This window comes from Streptomyces sp. P6-2-1 (assembly GCF_050613165.1).
Lineage (GTDB): Bacteria > Actinomycetota > Actinomycetes > Streptomycetales > Streptomycetaceae > Streptomyces.
The window spans coordinates 6,357,889-6,373,564 of record NZ_CP192513.1 but is presented as its reverse complement, the minus strand read 5'-3'; the positions used below and the strand labels follow the sequence as shown (position 1 = coordinate 6,373,564).

The 15,676-nt window shown below is 75.1% G+C and carries 18 protein-coding genes; 9 read left to right on the top strand and 9 right to left on the bottom strand.

Annotated features, from left to right (window positions below):
• Nucleotides 1-118: 118 nt before the first annotated feature.
• Nucleotides 119-1,333 carry an acetyl-CoA C-acetyltransferase gene (locus tag ACQYWQ_RS26875; RefSeq protein WP_431038190.1) on the bottom strand — a complete coding sequence of 405 codons (1,215 nt, stop codon included), beginning with the start codon at nt 1,331-1,333 and terminating at the stop codon, nt 119-121.
• Between the two features lie 98 nt (nt 1,334-1,431).
• Nucleotides 1,432-2,571: a CaiB/BaiF CoA transferase family protein gene (locus tag ACQYWQ_RS26870; RefSeq protein ID WP_431038188.1), complete on the bottom strand. Its 1,140-nt coding sequence runs from the start codon at nt 2,569-2,571 to the stop codon at nt 1,432-1,434.
• A 207-nt stretch (nt 2,572-2,778) separates the two neighbouring features.
• On the opposite strand from ACQYWQ_RS26870, the gene ACQYWQ_RS26865 reads away from it, so the two are divergent.
• From ACQYWQ_RS26865 to ACQYWQ_RS26845, 5 genes are all read left to right on the top strand, one after another.
• Complete coding sequence (locus ACQYWQ_RS26865) at nt 2,779-3,246, top strand: DUF523 domain-containing protein (RefSeq protein ID WP_431038187.1); 468 nt, start codon at nt 2,779-2,781, stop codon at nt 3,244-3,246.
• On the top strand, nt 3,243-3,764 hold the full coding sequence (locus ACQYWQ_RS26860) for an NUDIX hydrolase (protein ID WP_431038185.1): 522 nt from the start codon (nt 3,243-3,245) through the stop codon (nt 3,762-3,764). Before ACQYWQ_RS26865 ends, ACQYWQ_RS26860 begins: the two co-directional genes overlap by 4 nt.
• Before the next feature lie 86 nt (nt 3,765-3,850).
• Nucleotides 3,851-4,630 (top strand): methyltransferase domain-containing protein, encoded by a 780-nt coding sequence (locus tag ACQYWQ_RS26855; protein ID WP_431038184.1) that lies wholly within the window; start codon nt 3,851-3,853, stop codon nt 4,628-4,630.
• A gap of 21 nt (nt 4,631-4,651) precedes the next feature.
• The gene (locus tag ACQYWQ_RS26850) at nt 4,652-5,299 is read left to right on the top strand and encodes a class I SAM-dependent methyltransferase (RefSeq protein WP_431038183.1); all 648 of its coding nucleotides are present in this window, start codon (nt 4,652-4,654) and stop codon (nt 5,297-5,299) included.
• Between the two features lie 47 nt (nt 5,300-5,346).
• Nucleotides 5,347-6,561, top strand: a complete 1,215-nt coding sequence (locus tag ACQYWQ_RS26845; RefSeq protein ID WP_431038181.1) for a saccharopine dehydrogenase family protein — start codon at nt 5,347-5,349, stop codon at nt 6,559-6,561.
• A gap of 75 nt (nt 6,562-6,636) precedes the next feature.
• On the opposite strand, the gene ACQYWQ_RS26840 is transcribed toward ACQYWQ_RS26845, so the two are convergent.
• Both ACQYWQ_RS26840 and ACQYWQ_RS26835 read right to left on the bottom strand, forming a co-directional pair.
• Nucleotides 6,637-7,497: an alpha/beta fold hydrolase gene (locus ACQYWQ_RS26840; protein ID WP_431038179.1), complete on the bottom strand. Its 861-nt coding sequence runs from the start codon at nt 7,495-7,497 to the stop codon at nt 6,637-6,639.
• A 76-nt stretch (nt 7,498-7,573) separates the two neighbouring features.
• A complete protein-coding gene (locus tag ACQYWQ_RS26835) occupies nt 7,574-8,266 on the bottom strand; it encodes an endonuclease V (protein ID WP_431038178.1) in 693 nt (230 codons plus the stop codon).
• Nucleotides 8,267-8,423: 157 nt separating this feature from the next.
• Here ACQYWQ_RS26835 and ACQYWQ_RS26830 point away from each other — a divergent pair, with 157 nt between their 5' ends.
• Nucleotides 8,424-8,837 (top strand): SsgA family sporulation/cell division regulator, encoded by a 414-nt coding sequence (locus ACQYWQ_RS26830; RefSeq protein WP_431038176.1) that lies wholly within the window; start codon nt 8,424-8,426, stop codon nt 8,835-8,837.
• Nucleotides 8,838-8,910: 73 nt separating this feature from the next.
• Here the strand turns inward: ACQYWQ_RS26830 and ACQYWQ_RS26825 are convergent, their stop codons facing one another.
• A complete protein-coding gene (locus ACQYWQ_RS26825; RefSeq protein WP_431038174.1) occupies nt 8,911-9,678 on the bottom strand; it encodes an SDR family NAD(P)-dependent oxidoreductase in 768 nt (255 codons plus the stop codon).
• 118 nt (nt 9,679-9,796) lie between these two features.
• Between ACQYWQ_RS26825 and ACQYWQ_RS26820 the strand changes: the two genes are divergently transcribed.
• The gene (locus ACQYWQ_RS26820; protein WP_431038172.1) at nt 9,797-10,651 is read left to right on the top strand and encodes an SDR family NAD(P)-dependent oxidoreductase; all 855 of its coding nucleotides are present in this window, start codon (nt 9,797-9,799) and stop codon (nt 10,649-10,651) included.
• A 306-nt stretch (nt 10,652-10,957) separates the two neighbouring features.
• Entirely contained in the window at nt 10,958-11,944 is a 987-nt protein-coding gene (locus ACQYWQ_RS26815; protein WP_431038170.1) for an acyl-ACP desaturase, read from the top strand.
• A 51-nt stretch (nt 11,945-11,995) separates the two neighbouring features.
• Here the strand turns inward: ACQYWQ_RS26815 and ACQYWQ_RS26810 are convergent, their stop codons facing one another.
• A complete protein-coding gene (locus tag ACQYWQ_RS26810) occupies nt 11,996-12,265 on the bottom strand; it encodes a WhiB family transcriptional regulator (protein ID WP_431039362.1) in 270 nt (89 codons plus the stop codon).
• Between the two features lie 104 nt (nt 12,266-12,369).
• A complete protein-coding gene (locus tag ACQYWQ_RS26805) occupies nt 12,370-13,056 on the bottom strand; it encodes an NAD(P)-dependent oxidoreductase (protein WP_431038169.1) in 687 nt (228 codons plus the stop codon).
• A gap of 113 nt (nt 13,057-13,169) precedes the next feature.
• Between ACQYWQ_RS26805 and ACQYWQ_RS26800 the strand changes: the two genes are divergently transcribed.
• On the top strand, nt 13,170-13,574 hold the full coding sequence (locus ACQYWQ_RS26800; RefSeq protein ID WP_431038167.1) for a winged helix-turn-helix transcriptional regulator: 405 nt from the start codon (nt 13,170-13,172) through the stop codon (nt 13,572-13,574).
• On the opposite strand, the gene ACQYWQ_RS26795 is transcribed toward ACQYWQ_RS26800, so the two are convergent.
• Together ACQYWQ_RS26795 and ACQYWQ_RS26790 are read right to left on the bottom strand one after the other, a co-directional pair.
• Entirely contained in the window at nt 13,571-14,803 is a 1,233-nt protein-coding gene (locus ACQYWQ_RS26795) for a cytochrome P450 (protein WP_431038166.1), read from the bottom strand. The two genes, ACQYWQ_RS26800 and ACQYWQ_RS26795, sit on opposite strands and share 4 nt — an antisense overlap.
• A 55-nt stretch (nt 14,804-14,858) precedes the next feature.
• Nucleotides 14,859-15,647 carry a VOC family protein gene (locus tag ACQYWQ_RS26790; RefSeq protein ID WP_431038164.1) on the bottom strand — a complete coding sequence of 263 codons (789 nt, stop codon included), beginning with the start codon at nt 15,645-15,647 and terminating at the stop codon, nt 14,859-14,861.
• Nucleotides 15,648-15,676 lie beyond the last annotated feature (29 nt).

Genomic DNA, 15,676 nt, shown 5'->3' with positions numbered 1-15,676 from the left:
GTGTGTACGAGGAAGGGCCGGGCTGCGGGCCGCGAGGGTCGCCGGCCCGCCGGGGGCGCGCCGTGTCCACCCGTTCCGCCCGTGCGGAACGACTGCCCACGGCGACACCGCGGAGCGGTCAGAGGCGTTCGATCACGGTGGCGACGCCCATGCCGCCGCCCACGCAGAGGGTGGCGAGGCCGTAGCGCTGGTCGCGGCGTTCGAGTTCGTCGATGAGGGTGCCGAGGAGCATCGCGCCGGTGGCGCCGAGGGGGTGGCCGAGGGCGATGGCGCCGCCGTTGACATTGACGCGGTCGAGCGGGATGTCCATGTCGCGTGCGAAGCGCAGGACGACGGCGGCGAACGCCTCGTTCATCTCGAAGAGGTCGATGTCGGCGGCGGTGAGCCCGGCCTTGGCGAGGGCCTTGCGCGAGGCGGGCGCGGGGCCGGTGAGCATGATCGTGGGGTCGGAGCCCGAGACGGCGGCCGAGAGGATACGGGCGCGGGGGCGGAGCCCGTACCGCTGCCCGACCTCCTCGCTGCCGATCGCGACGAGCGCCGAACCGTCCACGATCCCGGAGGAGTTGCCCGCGTGGTGAACGTGGTCGATCCGCTCGACCCAGTGGTACTTCTGGAGTGCGACGGCGTCGAAGCCGCCGAGTTCGCCGATGTCGGCGAAGGACGGCTTGAGCTTCGCGAGGCTGTCCGCCGTGGTGCCGGGGCGCAGGTGCTCGTCGCGGTCGAGCACGACGAGGCCGTTGCGGTCGCGCACGGGCACGACGGAGCGGTCGAAGCGGCCCTCCTTCCAGGCGGTGGCCGCGCGTTCCTGCGAGAGCGCCGCGTACGTGTCGACGTCGCGGCGGGTGAAGCCCTCGATGGTCGCGATGAGGTCGGCGCCGATGCCCTGCGGGACGAAGCCGGTCTCCAGGTTCGTCAGGGGGTCCATCGCCCAGGCCCCGCCGTCCGAGGCCATCGGGACGCGCGACATCGACTCGACGCCGCCCGCGATCACGAGGTCCTCCCAGCCCGAACGGACCTTCGCCGCCGCGAGGTTGACCGCTTCGAGCCCGGAGGCGCAGAACCTGTTCTCCTGCACCCCGGCGACGGTATCGGGCAGCCCGGCCGCGACCGCCGCGATGCGCGCGATGTCGGAGCCCTGGTCGCCGAGCGGCGAGACGACGCCGAGCACGATGTCGTCGATCGCCGCGGGGTCGAGCCCGGGCAGGCGCTCCTGGAGGGCGTGCAGGAGTCCGACGACGAGGTCGATGGGCTTCGTGCCGTGCAGGGAGCCGTTGGCCTTGCCGCGGCCCCGGGGAGTGCGGAGGGTGTCGTAGACGTACGCTTCGGTGGGCATGTCGACCCTTTCGGGAGGTTTCGGTGCTCCGCCGGGGACTCCGCTCCTCACGCTCCGGAGGGGCTGGACGGTGGCGGGGCCGGATTGTCGACGGGGGCTCAGTCGTGGCGCTCCGCGAGGTCGGGCACACCCCAGTCGTCCGCCACCGCCGCCGTGTCCGCGCCCGGCGCGAGGAGGGGGCCCGGTGCCGGGGCCGGTGTTGCCGAGAAGCGGGGGGCCGGGGCGGGTTGCGGGGCGCCTTCGGGGCCGGGGACGAAGGTGTCGCGGACGGCGAGGTGCGGGTGGTGGGGTGCTTCGCGCAGCGAGAGCACGGGCGCGACGCAGCCGTCCGAGTCGGCGAAGACCTTCGTCCACTCCGCCCGGGTACGGGACTTGAAGGCGGCCGCGATGCGTGTGCGCAGCTCGTCCCAGCGGTCGAAGTCCTCGCGTGCGGGCGCGGTTTCGGCGATGCCGAGACGGGCGACGAACTCGTGGTAGAAGCGCTTCTCCAGGGCGCCGACCGCCATGTACTGGCCGTCGGCGGTCTCGTAGCAGCCGTAGAAGGGACTGCCGCCGTCGAGCAGGTTGCTGCCGCGCCTGTCCTGCCAGCCGCCCGCCGCCATGAGGCCGTGCAGGAGCGTCGTGAGGTGGGCGGCGCCGTCGACGATCGCGGCGTCCACGACCTGGCCCTCGCCCGTGCGCTCGGCGTGCCGCAGCGCGGCGAGGAGGCCCACGACGAGGTAGAGGGAGCCGCCGGCGAAGTCGCCGAGGAGGTTCGCGGGGAAGGCGGGGGGTTCGTCGGGGCGGCCGCTGAGCGCGAGGGCCCCGGTGGGCGCGAGGTAGGTGAGGTCGTGCCCGGCGCGGTGGGCGAGCGGGCCTTCCTGGCCCCAGCCCGTCACGCGGCCGTAGACGAGCCGGGGGTTGGCGGCGAGCGCCTGTGCGGGGCCGACGCCGAGGCGCTCGGCGACGCCGGGCCTGAAGCCCTCGACGAGGAGATCGGCGCGGGCCGCGAGCGCGAGCACCGCCGCGGCGCCCGCCTCGCTCTTGAGGTCGAGTTCGACCGAGCGCTTGCCCCGGTTGGTGAAGTCGCGGGCGGGGTCCATGCCGAACATGCCGCCGCGCTCGGGCCTGTCGACCCGTACGACGTCCGCGCCGAGATCGGCGAGGAGCATCGCGGCGAAGGGCCCGGGGCCGAGCCCCGCAAGTTCCAGGACCCGCACCCCGGCGAGGGGCCCGCCCCGCTCCGCTGTTCCGCTCATCCGCACGACTCCCGGCCTTGTGACACAACTGATGTAACACCGGCGATGCTATGAACGGCGCGGTCCCGGCACAAGCCCCGGGAAAGCAAGCGCTCAGAATGGCGCACGGAACGGGCGGACCGGGGGCGCGTACGGGCGGGACGCGAGGTGCGTACGGGCGGACGAGGGGCGCGTACGGGCGGGACGCGAGGTGCGTACGGTGGGGGCGTGGAAACCGGGACCGAGCCTTCCCCCGTCCTCGTGAGCGCCTGCCTGCGCGGCGTCCCCTGCCGCTACGACGGGCGCGACAAGCGCGTGGAGGCGCTCGGCGAACTCCTCGCGGGGCGCCGCGTCGTGGCCTTCTGCCCCGAGCAGGCCGGGGGCCTCCCGACGCCGCGCCGCGCGGCCGAACTGCGCGGCGGGGACGGACACGGGGTGCTCGACGGCTCGGCGAGGGTCGTGGACGACACGGGGAGCGATGTGACGGCCGCGTTCGTGGCGGGCGCCGCACGCGCCCTCGCCACCGCCCGCCGCACCGGCTGCGCCGATGCGGTCCTCATGCCGCGCAGCCCCTCGTGCGGCGCGGGCGAGGTCCACGACGGCACGTTCGGCGGGACGCTGGTGCCGGGCGAGGGCGTGACGGCCGCGCCGCTGAAGCGGCACGGCATCGCCGTACGGGAGGCGCCGGGCGTATGAGCGGCCCCGGGCCCGTCCGCACGCGCCGCACCTCGCGCGTCCTGCTCACCGATCCGGAGGGGCGCCTCCTCCTGCTGTGCGCCCGCGACCCGCGCACGCCGGGCGCGGCGTGGTGGTTCACGGTGGGCGGCGGCATCGAGGCGGGCGAGTCGCCCGTGGCGGCGGCGCTGCGCGAAGTGGAGGAGGAGACCGGGCTCGTCCTGTCCCCCGACCGGCTCGGCCCCGTGGTGTGGACGCGGCACGCCCTCTACACCGTGGACGGCGTACGGACCGACCAGGACGAGGAGTTCCGCGTGGTCGTCCTGGACGCGGCCGAGACCGCCGCCGTACGTGTCGACACGCGCGAGGCGACGCACGGCCACCGCTGGTGGAGCGCGCGGGCCCTCGCGGCGACGGCGGAGACCGTGCGCCCACGCGGGATGGCGGCCCGCCTGCCCGTACTGCTCGCGGCCGGGGCACGCGGCGACTGGCCGGTGGCGGAGCATCTGGGGGACGTGGACGAGGACGTGGACGAGTAGCGGGGGTAGCGTGGTCCGGGTTCCGCGGGCGGCCGCACCGGCCGCCTTCCTCGGCGCGGAGGATTCCCCGACGGAGGGCCCCGTCCATGACAGACCTGTTCGAGCGTGCCGTTCCTGACCCGGCCGCTTACCTCGACCGGCTGGCGGCGACCGACGCCGCGCGTTCCTACAAGGGCGTCATTCTCGACGCGCTGGGCGCCCGGCCCGGTGCGACGGCGCTCGACCTGGGCTGCGGTTCGGGGGCGGATCTCGGCCCGCTCGCCGAGGCGGTCGGCCCGACCGGCAGGGTCGTCGGCGTCGAACTCCTCCCCGGCCTGGCCGAACGGGCGCGCGAGCGCACACGGGCCACGCCGCACGTCGGCGTGGTGGCCGGCGACCTCCACGCCCTGCCGTTCCCGGACGGCTCCGCCGACCTCGCCCGTACCGACCGGGGCCTCCAGCACGTCGTCGACCCCGCCCGCGCGCTCGCGGAGATCCGGCGCGTGCTGCGCCCCGGCGGCAGGCTCGTCATGGGCGAGCCCGACTGGGACTCGCTCGCGATCGACCACCCCGACCTCGGCCTCGCGCGCGCCTACACCCGCCACGTGACGGACCGGATCGTGCGCAACGGGGTCATCGGGCGGCAACTGCCGCGGCTCGCGCGCGAGGCGGGGTTCTCGGTGCGGCGCGCCGTCCCCGTCACCTCCGTCTTCCGCGAGGTCGAGGCCGCCGACCGGGTACTCGGTCTCCGGCGCACCACCGAGCGCGCGGTGTCGGCGGGATACCTGAACGCCGCCGAGGCCGAGCGCTGGCTCGGCCACCTCGCCGCGGAGCCCTTCTTCGCCGCCGTGACGCTCCACGTCGTCGTCGCCGTGGCCACCGCGTAGGCCGGGCCGTACCCTCGGCGGATGACCGAACACGCGAGCCTGCCGGCGACCCGTACCGCCTATGATGCCGTCGCTCCCCTCTACGCGCGGCTCTTCGGCGAGTCGCTGCGTGAAGCTCCCCTGGAACGCGCCCTGTTGAGCGCCTTCGCCGAGCTGGTGCGCGCGGCCGGGGACGGTGAGGTGGCCGACCTCGGCTGCGGGCCCGGGTACGTGACGGCCCACCTGCACGGCCTCGGGCTGCGCGCCTTCGGGGTGGACGCCTCGCCCGCCATGATCGGGCTCGCGCGCGAGGCCCACCCGGGGCTGCGCTTCGAGGTCGGCTCGATGGCCGCCCTCGACCTCGCGGACGGCTCGCTCGGCGGCGTCCTGTCGCGATGGTCGCTCATCCACACCCCGCCCGCCGAAGTACCGGCGGTTCTGGACGAGTTCGCCCGCGTCCTCGCTCCCGGCGGGCACCTGCTGCTCTCCCTCGCGGCGACCGACGGGCCCGCGCACGAGACGCAGTCCTACGACCACGCCGTGACCACCGCCTACCGCTGGTCCCCCGACCGCCTCGCCGCGCTCCTCGACGCGCGCGGGCTGCGCCGGACGGCCCGTACGGTCATGGAGCCCGAGCCCACGGACAAGCGGCAGTTCCGTACGGTCCAGTTCCTCGCCCGCAAGGCGTAGGCGCGGGCGCCGCGCGCTCGCGGGGCCGGACTGCGAGAGTGGGGGGCATGGAGCCGAACCAGACCAGTGCCCCGCAGTCCGGCCGTCACCGCGACGCCGCCCGCGAGTTCGACCTCGTCCTGTACGGAGCGAGCGGCTTCGTCGGCGCCCTGACCGCCGCGTACCTCGCCGACCACGCGCCGCCCGGGCTGCGCTGGGCGCTCGCGGGACGCGACGGGGCGAAGCTGGAGCGCACGCGTGCCTCGCTGGGGCTCGCGGACGTGCCCGTACTGACCGCGGAGGCGGGGGACGCGAGGGCGCTGCGGGAACTCGCCGCGCGGACCCGGGTCGTGGCGACCACGGTGGGCCCCTACCTGCGGTACGGGGACGCGCTCGTGGGGGCCTGCGCGGACGCGGGCACGGACTACGCGGACCTCACGGGGGAGCCGGAGTTCGTCGACAGGAGCTACCTGCGGCACGAGGCGCGGGCGCGGGCCACGGGGGCACGGCTCGTGCACGGCTGCGGTTTCGACTCGGTACCCGCCGACCTCGGCGTGCTCTTCACCGTGGGGCGGCTGCCGGAGGGGGTCCCGCTGCGGGTCGACGGCTTCCTGTCGGTCGACGCGGCGCCCTCGGGCGGCACGGTCGACTCGACGCTGACCGCGCTGGGGCGCCCGCTCGCGATGGCCCGCGCGGCCCGCGAACGCGCGGCCGTCGAACCGGCGCCCGCGCCTGGCCGCCGTATCAGCGCCCCGCCCGGACCGCCCCGCTACGTGGGCGAACTCGGCGCCTGGGCGCTCCCCCTGCCCGTGCTCGACCCGCTCTTCGTGGCGCGCTCGGCCCGCGCCCTGCCCCGCTACGGCCCGGACTTCCGCTACCGCCACCACGTGACGGCCCGCAGCCTCCCCGCCGCGCTCGCCGGGCTGACGGGCGCGGCGGCCCTCCTCACGGCCGCGCAGCTCCCGCCCCTGCGCCGCGCCCTGTCCTCCCGCCTCGCCCCGGGCACGGGCCCCGGCGAGGAGCGCCGCGCGCGCAGCGCCTTCTCGCTCCGCTTCATCGGCGAGGGCGGCGGCCGCCGCGTGTACACGGAGGTGCGGGGCGGTGACCCGGGCTACGACGAGACGGCCCGCATCCTCGGCGAGTCGGCCCTCAGCCTCGCCCTCGACGACCTCCCCGCGTCATCGGGCCAGTTGACACCCGCGGTCGCGATGGGCGAGGCGCTGACCGGGCGGCTGCGGAGGTCGGGGCTCATGGTGCGGGAGGCGGCACGGCGGGAGGGCTGAGGAGGCGGCGGACGCGGCGCGCGTGGGCGGGGCGCCGCGCCTCGTACGGTGTGCGGCACCGCCCCGCGCGGCCTCTCACCCCGCCAGGAAGTCCCGCAGTCTCCCGAGCAGCGCCTCCGGCCGGTGGAGCGGGATGATGTGGCCCGAGCCTTCGACCAGTTCACCCGTCACGTCGTCCGCGCAGCCGCGCAGCTGCTGCTCCAGCGCGCCGCCGACGGGGTGGGCGCCGAGGGCGAGGGCGGGGACCGTGAGGCGGGTCGAGGCGACCGCTTCGGCGATGCGGGCGGCGCTCTCCGGGAGTGCGCGGTAGTGGGCGAAGGCGGCGCGCAGCGATTCCCTGCCCGTGTAGGCGCGCACGAAGGCGTCGCGGGCCCACGCGGGGACGCCGTCGCCGAGGGTGCCTTGCGTCAGGAACCAGTCGATGTAGGCCGCCTCGTGGCCCTCAAGGACCGTTTCGGCAAGCCCCGGCACCGCGTGGAAGCCGAACCACCACGGGGGTCCTCCGGCGAGGAAGTCCTCGGCGCCGGGGAGCCGTCCGAGCAGCGACTCCATGACGACGAGCCGTCGCACCAGGGCGGGGCGGCGCAGGGCGAGGAGGAAGGCGGGCGGGGTGCCCGCGTCGATGCCGACGACGGCGGCGGACGGCACGTCGAGCGCGGCGAGCAGCGCCTCCGCGTCCTCGGCGAGCGTGGCGGCGTCGTACCCGCTCTCCGGCGCGTCGCTCCCCCCGAGCCCGCGCAGGTCGGGCGCGATGAGCGTGTACCGGTCGGCGAGGCCCGCCATGACGAAGCGCCACACCTCCCACGTGTGCGGGAAGCCGTGCAGCAGGAGCACGGCGGGCCCGGAGCCCGCGAGCGCGACGTTGAGCGTGACCCCGTCGACGGGGACGCGGCGGAGGGTGACGTCCTCCTGAGCGAGAGGGCGGGGTGCGGTCATGCGGCGGACTCCCGGGCGGTGAGGGCGGGTTCACCCCCCACGCTAGGGCCTCGCCGGGACGGCGCGCACCCCCGGCTCAGCCCGCCACGGCCTCCCTGAGCGCCGCCCTGCACAGCGCGTCGGCGCGGCGTGTCGTCTCCGGGAGGCGGTAGCGCGGGGTCAGGGCGAGGGTGTGGGCGCAGGCCGTGTCGAGCGTGACGCGGTGGCCCGCCGAGACGTAGACCGGCTTGACGCCGGTGCGGGTCCGCAGCGCGGCGCCGACCTCCTCCGTGCCGTCCAGGAGCGGGGCACGGGCGCCGCGTTCCTCGCCGGGCGCCTCGTACGTGAAGAGGAACGGGTTCTTCGCGACGCCGAAGGCGGGCAGCCCGGTGAGGACACCGAGGTGGGCCGCGAGCCCGAAGCGGCGCGGGTGGGCGATGCCGTACCCGTCGCAGACCACGAGCCCGGGAGCGACGGGCAGCCGCTCCAGTGCCGCGAGCACGGCGGGGAGTTCGCGGAAGGCGAGGAGTCCCGGCACGTACGGGAACGAGACGCGGCCCACCGCCGTCGCCTGCCCGATGACGGTGCGGCCCCCGGGATCGAGGACGACGGCGGCGGCGGCGACGAGGTCGCGCGCGTCGTCGTAGGCGACGTCGACGCCGGTGACGGGGACGGAGCCGGGCGCGGGGCCCGGCTCCTCGCGGTCGCGGCGCGCGCGCAGCGATTCCTGCGCGGCGCGCGCCTCCGTCTCGGTACGTGGCCAGTCGGCGGGTGTGCGCAAGATCTCCACGCGCTCATCATGGGCCCCGTGACCTGCGGGTACGCGGTTCCCGGGGACGCGGTGACGAAGTTCACTGCACCCGTCCGGCCACTGAATGGGGGCTTCCGGCGTCTTTACCTCATGTACGGCCGCAGGTCCCGCCCGTCGACAACCAGGGGAGCAGGCGTTGTCCCTCACCATCGAACAAGCTGTCCAGGCCCACGTCGTGGCCGCCGCCGCCTTCTTGCCCACCGTCGAGGCCACGTTCCACTACGACGCCCGCGATCCCTTCGCGGTCCGCGTCGACTTCCCCGCCGCCGCCACGCTGGAGGGTACGGAGGTGAGCTGGACCTTCGCGCGCGAACTCCTCAGCGACGGGCTCACGCGGCCCGCCGGTGACGGCGACGTGCGGGTGCGCCCGCACGGCTGGGAACAGCTGATCGTGGAGTTCCACGCCCCTGAGGGCATGGCCGTCGTGCACCTGCCGAGCGCCGAGGTGCGCGGCTTCCTGGAACGGACTGCCGCGGTCGTCGTTCCCGGCGAGGAACGGATCACGGTGGACCTGGACAGGTGCCTGGCGGCGCTCATGCGGGAGGGGTGAGGGGGCGCCGCACGGGGCCGGCGGCCCGGGCTCCCGCCCGGCGCCCGCACCGCGCCCTCCTTTGCGGCCCCGTTCAGTCCCGCACCACGGCCGCCCCGACGCGCCCGCCGTCCACGTCGAGCACCGTGCCGTGCACGAAGCCCGCTTCGTCGCTCGCCAGGTAGACGACGGCCGCTGCGATGTCCTCGGGCCTGCCGTGGCGCCCCGCCGGGGTGCCCTCCATCATCACGTCGCCCGCGAACTCCTCGCCCTCGGGAAGCGGCTCGTGCACGACGCCGGGCGAGACCGCGTTGACGCGGACGCCGCGCGGGCCGTACTCGGCGGACCAGGCGCGGGTCAGGGTCTCGACCGCGCCCTTGGTCGACGAGTAGAGCGAGCCGACGCCGATGCCGAGGCGGGCGATCCAGGAACCGAGGTTCACGATCGTGCCGCCGCCCGCGGCGACCATCGCGGGCGCGAGCGCGGCGGTGAGGAAGTAGGGAGCCTTGACGTTGACGGCGTAGACGCGGTCGAAGATCTCCTCGTCGACGGTCTCGGTCGAGTTCGGCGGGTAGATCCCCGCGTTGTTGACCAGGATGTCGACCCGTCCGCCGAGCACCCGCGTGGCCTCCTCGGCGAGCGCCCGCGAGGCGGCGGCGCTCCCGTTCAGGTCGGCGGCGACGAAATCGGCCGCCCCTCCGGCCGATCGAATCGCTTCGACGACCTCCTTGCCCCGCTCGGCGCTGCGCCCGCTGACCACGACGTGCGCACCCTCGGCGGCGAGCGCCCGCGCGGTCGCACGGCCGATGTTGCTGGTGGAACCTGTGACAAGGGCCGTCTTTCCGGCCAGTCGTCCGCTCACGGAATGCTCCTGGGGTGTCGCGGGAAACGTAAGAATGGATTACGCGGTCCACTGTGCGTCGGCAACATTGGACTGTCAAATCCAGTTTCGTACTCCGTCCGGGTGGAAGCGTGGACGCATGACACCCGCGCAGCGCACTCGTACGTGGTTCATCACAGGAGCGACCTCGGGACTCGGCCGCGCCCTCGCCCTCGCGGCACTCGAAGCGGGCGGGACGGTATTGGGCGGCTCGCGCCGCCCCGAGCGCTTCGCCGCCCTCGTCACCGCCCACCCCGGGCGCGCCTTCGCCACGTACCTCGACGTCACGGACACGGCGGCGGCCCCGGCCGCGATCAGCGGCGCGCTGGCACGTCTCGGGCGCGTCGACGTCCTCGTGAACGCCGCCGGGCGCGGGCTCATCGGCGCGGCCGAGGAGAGCGGCGACGCGGAAACGCACGCCCTCATGGACCTGCACTTCCACGGTCCCGCCGCGCTCACCCGGGCCGCGCTGCCGCACCTGCGCGCGCAGGGCTCCGGGTGGATCGTGCAGATCCGCAGCATGGGCGGGCGCGCGTCCTTCGCGGGCGTGGGCGCCTACGCGGCGACGACATTCGCTCTGGAGGGCTGGTCCGAGGCGCTCGCCCAGGAAGTGGGGGACTTCGGGGTACGGGTGCCGCTGGTCGAGCCGGGCGCCTTCCGTACGGGCTTCGCCGCCGAGGGCACGCTCGCGGGCAGCGCCCCGCTTGCCCCGTACGAGGGCATCATCGGCCCGGTGTGGCGGGCCAACGCGGCGAGCGACGGCACGCGGCCGGGCGACCCGGCGAAGGCCGCGGCGGCCGTCCGCACGGCGCTCGCCGCCGCCGCACCGCCCCTGCGCCTCCCGCTCGGCGCCGACGCGCACGACCTCCTGGCGGCCCGCGCGGAGGCGGAGGCACGGGAGCGGGAGCGGTGGCAGGGGGTGGGAAGGGGAACGGGGGTGACGCGAGGAGAGTAGGCGGGGCGCGGCACGGGCGCACACACCACGGGGGCCCGGGGCGCGGCGGGGCCCGGTCACGGCGGGGCCCGGAGCGCGACGGGCCCCGCTCCGGGTGGGCGCGGGGCGGAGGCGCAGGTCGCGGCGGGCGCGGCGACACTCCCGGAACCGCCGGGGCGCGTGCCGCGCACACGCGTTCCTCGCGCAAGGCCCTTACATCTCATTAACCTACGGTGTCGTAACCTACGGGTCCGTAGGTAGTCGCGTGCCCCGCGCCCCCGGCCCCGCCTGCGTCCGCTCTGTCACCCTCCGTCCCCAGGAGAATCCGTGAGTCTGGTGTCCCCGCGCCGCTCCCCCGACGACCTCAGCAACGGCTGGACCGACCGCCGCCTGCTGCACGCCCTGGAGGAGGTGGTGGAGCGGGAGCTGAACCGTCACCTCTCGGTGACGAAGGACTGGATGCCGCACCACTACGTGCCGTGGGGCGAGGCCAGGAACTTCCCCGAGTTCTTCGTGGACGGGGAGCCCTGGGCGCCGGAGCAGTCGAAGGTCACCGAGGTCGGCAGGACCGCCCTCGTCGTCAACCTCCTGACCGAGGACAACCTGCCGAGCTACCACCACGAGATCGCCGCGCTCTTCGGACGCGACGGCGCCTGGGGCACGTGGGTGCACCGCTGGACCGCGGAGGAGGCCCGGCACGGGATCGTGATGCGGGACTACCTGCTTGCGAGCCGCGCCGTCGACCCCGACGCGCTGGAGCGCTTCCGCATGGACCACATGAGCGCCGGCTTCGAGTCCGACAACCGGCACTCGATGCTCCACTCGGTCGCCTACGTCGCCTTCCAGGAACTCGCCACGCGCGTCTCGCACCGCAATACGGGCCACCAGTCGGGCGACCCGGTGTGCGACCGCATGCTCGCGCGCATCGCGACCGACGAGAACCTGCACATGGTCTTCTACCGCAACCTGCTGCGCGCCTCGCTCGACCTCGCGCCCGACCTCGCGCTCTCCGCGATCCGGGACGTCGTCGTCGACTTCCGCATGCCGGGCCACGGCATCCCCAACTTCGGCCGCGCGGCCGCGCAGATGGCGATCGGCGAGGTCTACAACCTGCGCATCCACCACGACGACGTGATCTCCCCCGTGCTGCGCTACCTCAAGGTCCTCGACCGCGACGGGCTCGGCCCCGAGGGGCTCAAGGCGCAGGAGGAGCTGGGCTACTTCATGGGCGAACTCGACGACAAGGCCAGCGCCTTCGACGAGAAGCTCGCGGCACGGAAGGCGCGCCTGGCCGCCAAGGCGGCGCAGGACTGAGCGGCCGGTACGGGCGGTACGGGTCGTCGCACGGCCCGTACCGCCCCCGCCTCACGCTCTCCGCAGCCGCCGCAGCCGCCCGCGCTCCTTCTCCGAGAGGCCGCCCCAGACGCCGTAGCGCTCGTCGCGGGCGAGGGCGTGTTCCAGACAGGCGCGGCGGCTCGGGCAGGAACGGCAGACGCGCTTGGCGTCCTGAACCGAGCCGCCCGGCTCCGGAAAGAAGAAGTCAGGGCCGATCTGCGCGCACAGGGCCCCCTCCTTCCAGTCCTCGGGCTCCTCGCCCGTGCTCGTGCTGTCCCCGTGATCGTTCATGCCGAGCATGGTGCCGTGCACCCGGAAACAAACGATCGACGAACGATCAACGCGCGTGCGACGCCGGGCCCGGGGCGGCGTGTCGAGGTTGGACACCCGGGGGCGGGGGGGGCTCAGCCCGTCACCGCGACCGCCTGCCGGTGGTACGCCGGCCGCTCCACCTCGTCGAGCAGGGCCAGGGCGAGATCCGCGTACGCGAGCCGTCCTGCCGGGTCCTCGGGGGCCCGTGCGGCGGGGCCCACGCGGTACGTACCGCGCGCGGGGGCCTCGGGGTCGAGGTGCGCGGGCGGGACGAACTGCACCCAGTCCGGGGTGTGCCCGCCCCGTTCCGCGAAGCGGTCGAGACCGGCCTGATGGGCGCGGGCGAAGGGCAGGTACGCGGGCGGGAAGAGGTCGGCCCGGTCGCGTACGTACCCGCCGTCCGCCGTCCGCAGGAGCGCGAAGAGGCCGAGCGTGAGGAGCCGGTCCACGCCTGCCGCGGCGAGTCCTTCGCACAGCACGTCGGCGGTACGGGCGAAGAAGGCGGGGTCCAGGCGGGTGAAGCCCGCCGTCGCCGCCTCCGTCTCGGTCATGGGACTCACCGCGTGCACCGCGGCGACGGCGCCCCTGGCGGTCCCGGCGACCGAGGCCGCGTCGGTGATGTCGCCCCGTACGAGCCGCACTTCCGCCCGCTCCCCCAGTGCGGCGTGCCGGAGCGGGTCCCGCACCACCGCCGTCACCCCGAAGCCGCGCCGCAGCGCCTCGGCCGTCACCGCGCGCCCCGCCCGGCCACCGGCCCCGAAGACCACGATCCGTGTCATGCCCGTCCCCTTCCCGCTCCGTCCGTGTCGTCCCCCGTCAGGAGCCGCACCGTAGCCGCCCGGGTGCCGGTTCCCGCAAGGAAACCAGCGGCGACGCGGGCTAACCTCCCCTCATGACGAGCCCGTTGGAAGCGGACATGTTCGACCCGCGCTGCCCAGGCATCGGCACCCCGCTGCGCGGTGGCGGGAAATGGACCGTCATGGTCCTGCTGTGCCTCGCCGAAGGACCGCGCCGCTTCGGCGAGATGCGGGTACCGCTGCGGCGCGTCACGGCGAAGGTCCTCGCCGAGACCCTCCGCGCGATGGAGCGCGACGGCCTGGTGACCCGCACCGCGTACGAGGAGAACCCCCCGCACGTCAGCTACGCCCTCACGCCGCTCGGCCGCAGCCTCCTCCCGCTCGTGGCGCACGTGCGGGAGTGGACCCTGGCCCACCTCCGGGACCTGGACGCGGCACGGTCCGCGTACGACGGGAGCGAGGCCGTGCACGGGGACCTCGGCGGCCCCGGCGTCCCCTAGACACCCACCGGCAGCGCGGCGAAACCGCGCATCACGAAGTGCGGCCGTCGCCTCGGCTCGCCCGCGAGGTGGAGCCCGGGGGCGCGGTCGAGCAGCGCGGCGAGGGAAGCGGTGAGTTCGAGGCGGGCGAGCGGGGCGCCGACGCAGTAGTGGATGCCCGCGCTGAAGGAGACGTGCGGGTTGGCCCGGCGGGTGAGGTCGAGGCGGGCGGGGTCGGTGAAGGCGGCCGGGTCGTGGTTCGCCGCGCCGAAGAGGAGGGCGAGTTCCGCGCCGCGCGGGATCGTGACGCCGTCGATCTCGATGTCGTCGAGCACCCAGCGTTCGAAGAGCTGCAACGGCGTGTCGTAGCGCAGGAGTTCCTCGACGGCGGAGGGGACGAGGCCGTGGTCCGCGCGGAGGGCGGCGAGCTGGCCGGGGTGGGTGAGGAGCGCGTGCCAGCCGTTGACGGTCGAGCCGACGGTGGCCTCGTGCCCCGCGTTGAGGAGCAGCGCGCAGGTCGCGACGGTCTCCGCCTCGCTGAGCCTGTCCCCCGCCTCGCGCGCGGCGACCAGCGCCGAGACGAGGTCGTCGCCTGGGCGGCGCGCGCGCTCGGCGATGAGGGCGCGCAGGTACGCGGAGAACTCGGCGGAGGCGGTGACCGCGCGCCGTGCCGTCTCCGCGGACGGGTTCAGCTCGTACATCGCGCAGATCGCGGCCGACCAGGGGCGCAGCAGCGGGCGGTCGGCCTCCGGCACGCCGAGGAGTTCGGCGATGACGGCGACCGGCAGCGGTTCGGCGATCTCGGCGAGCAGGTCGCCGCCGCCCCGCTCGACGAGCGCGTCGGCGAGGTCGCGGGCGAGCCCGGTCACGTACGGGCGCAGGGCCTCGACCCTGCGCGGGGTGAAGGCGTGCGAGACGAGGCGGCGGATGCGGGTGTGGTCCGGGGGTTCGCGTTCGAGCATCCCGAGGTCGTTCAGCTCGTGGAAGGGCGCGTGCGCCGCGGGCGGCGCGGTGCGGCCGAACTCCTCGTGCGTGAAGCGGTGCTGGTAGGAGCGGCCGAGCCTGCGGTCGCGCAGGAGCGCGGAGACGTCGGCGTGGTGCGGGACGAGCCACTGGCGGCTCGGCGCGTAGTACAGGACGCGGCCCGCCGCGCGCAGCCGGGCGTAGACCGGGTAGGGGTCGGCGAGGAAGGCGGGGTCGCTGTGGTCGAAGGCGGCGGGCGCGAGAGGGCGCGGAGCGGCGGGTGGCATGGCAGGACGGTAGAGCGCGCCGGGCCCGGTGACCAGGGGCCCTTCCGCGGCCGCCTCAGCTGCGCGGATTCGGCGTCATGACCGCGAAGACCGCCCCGTGCGGGTCCGTGAGGCGGGCCATGCGGCCCACGTCGGGGATGTCGAGCGGCTCCACCTCGGCGCTCGCGCCGCCCGCCACGGCCTTCGCCGCCGTAGCGTCGCAGTCGGCGACGTTGAAGTACGGGAGCCAGTGCGGCCCGCGGTCGCTCGTCGCGGTGTCGAGCGGGGCGATCCCGGCGAACATGTCCTCGGGGGTGCCCCCGGCGGGGTGCGGCATGAGGTAGTCGTTGCCGCCCTCCATGTGCATCGTCGTCGTCTCCCAGCCGAAGACCCTGCCGTAGAAGGTGACGGCGGCCGGGGGCTCGGGGGTCTCCAGTTCGGCCCAGAAGAAGGCGTTCGTGTCGGTGACGAGTTCGAGGCCCTTGTTGGTGCCGGGCTCCCAGACGGCGAAGGCGGCGCCCTGCGGGTCGGTGCAGGCGGCGAGTCTGCCGAGGTCCATGACGTCCGTGGCCGCGGCGGTCACGGTGCCGCCGTTCTGCTCGACGGTCTGCGCGCTCACCGCGGCGTCGGGGGTCTTGAAGTAGAGCGTCCAGGCGGGCGGGACCTTGTCGGCCGGGGCCGGCATGACGGCGGCGACCGTCCTGTCGTGGAGCGTGAACAGCCCGTAATCGCCCATGTCCGGGCCCATGCGCCGGAGCGACCAGCCGAAGAGGCCGGTGTAGAACTCCTCGGCCCGGTCGAGGTCGGGCGTGGACAGTTCGAGCCAGACGGGCTCGCCGTCGGCGTAGCGTGCGCTGTTGAGCATGGCGGACTTCCCTCGCTCGCTTCGTGGCC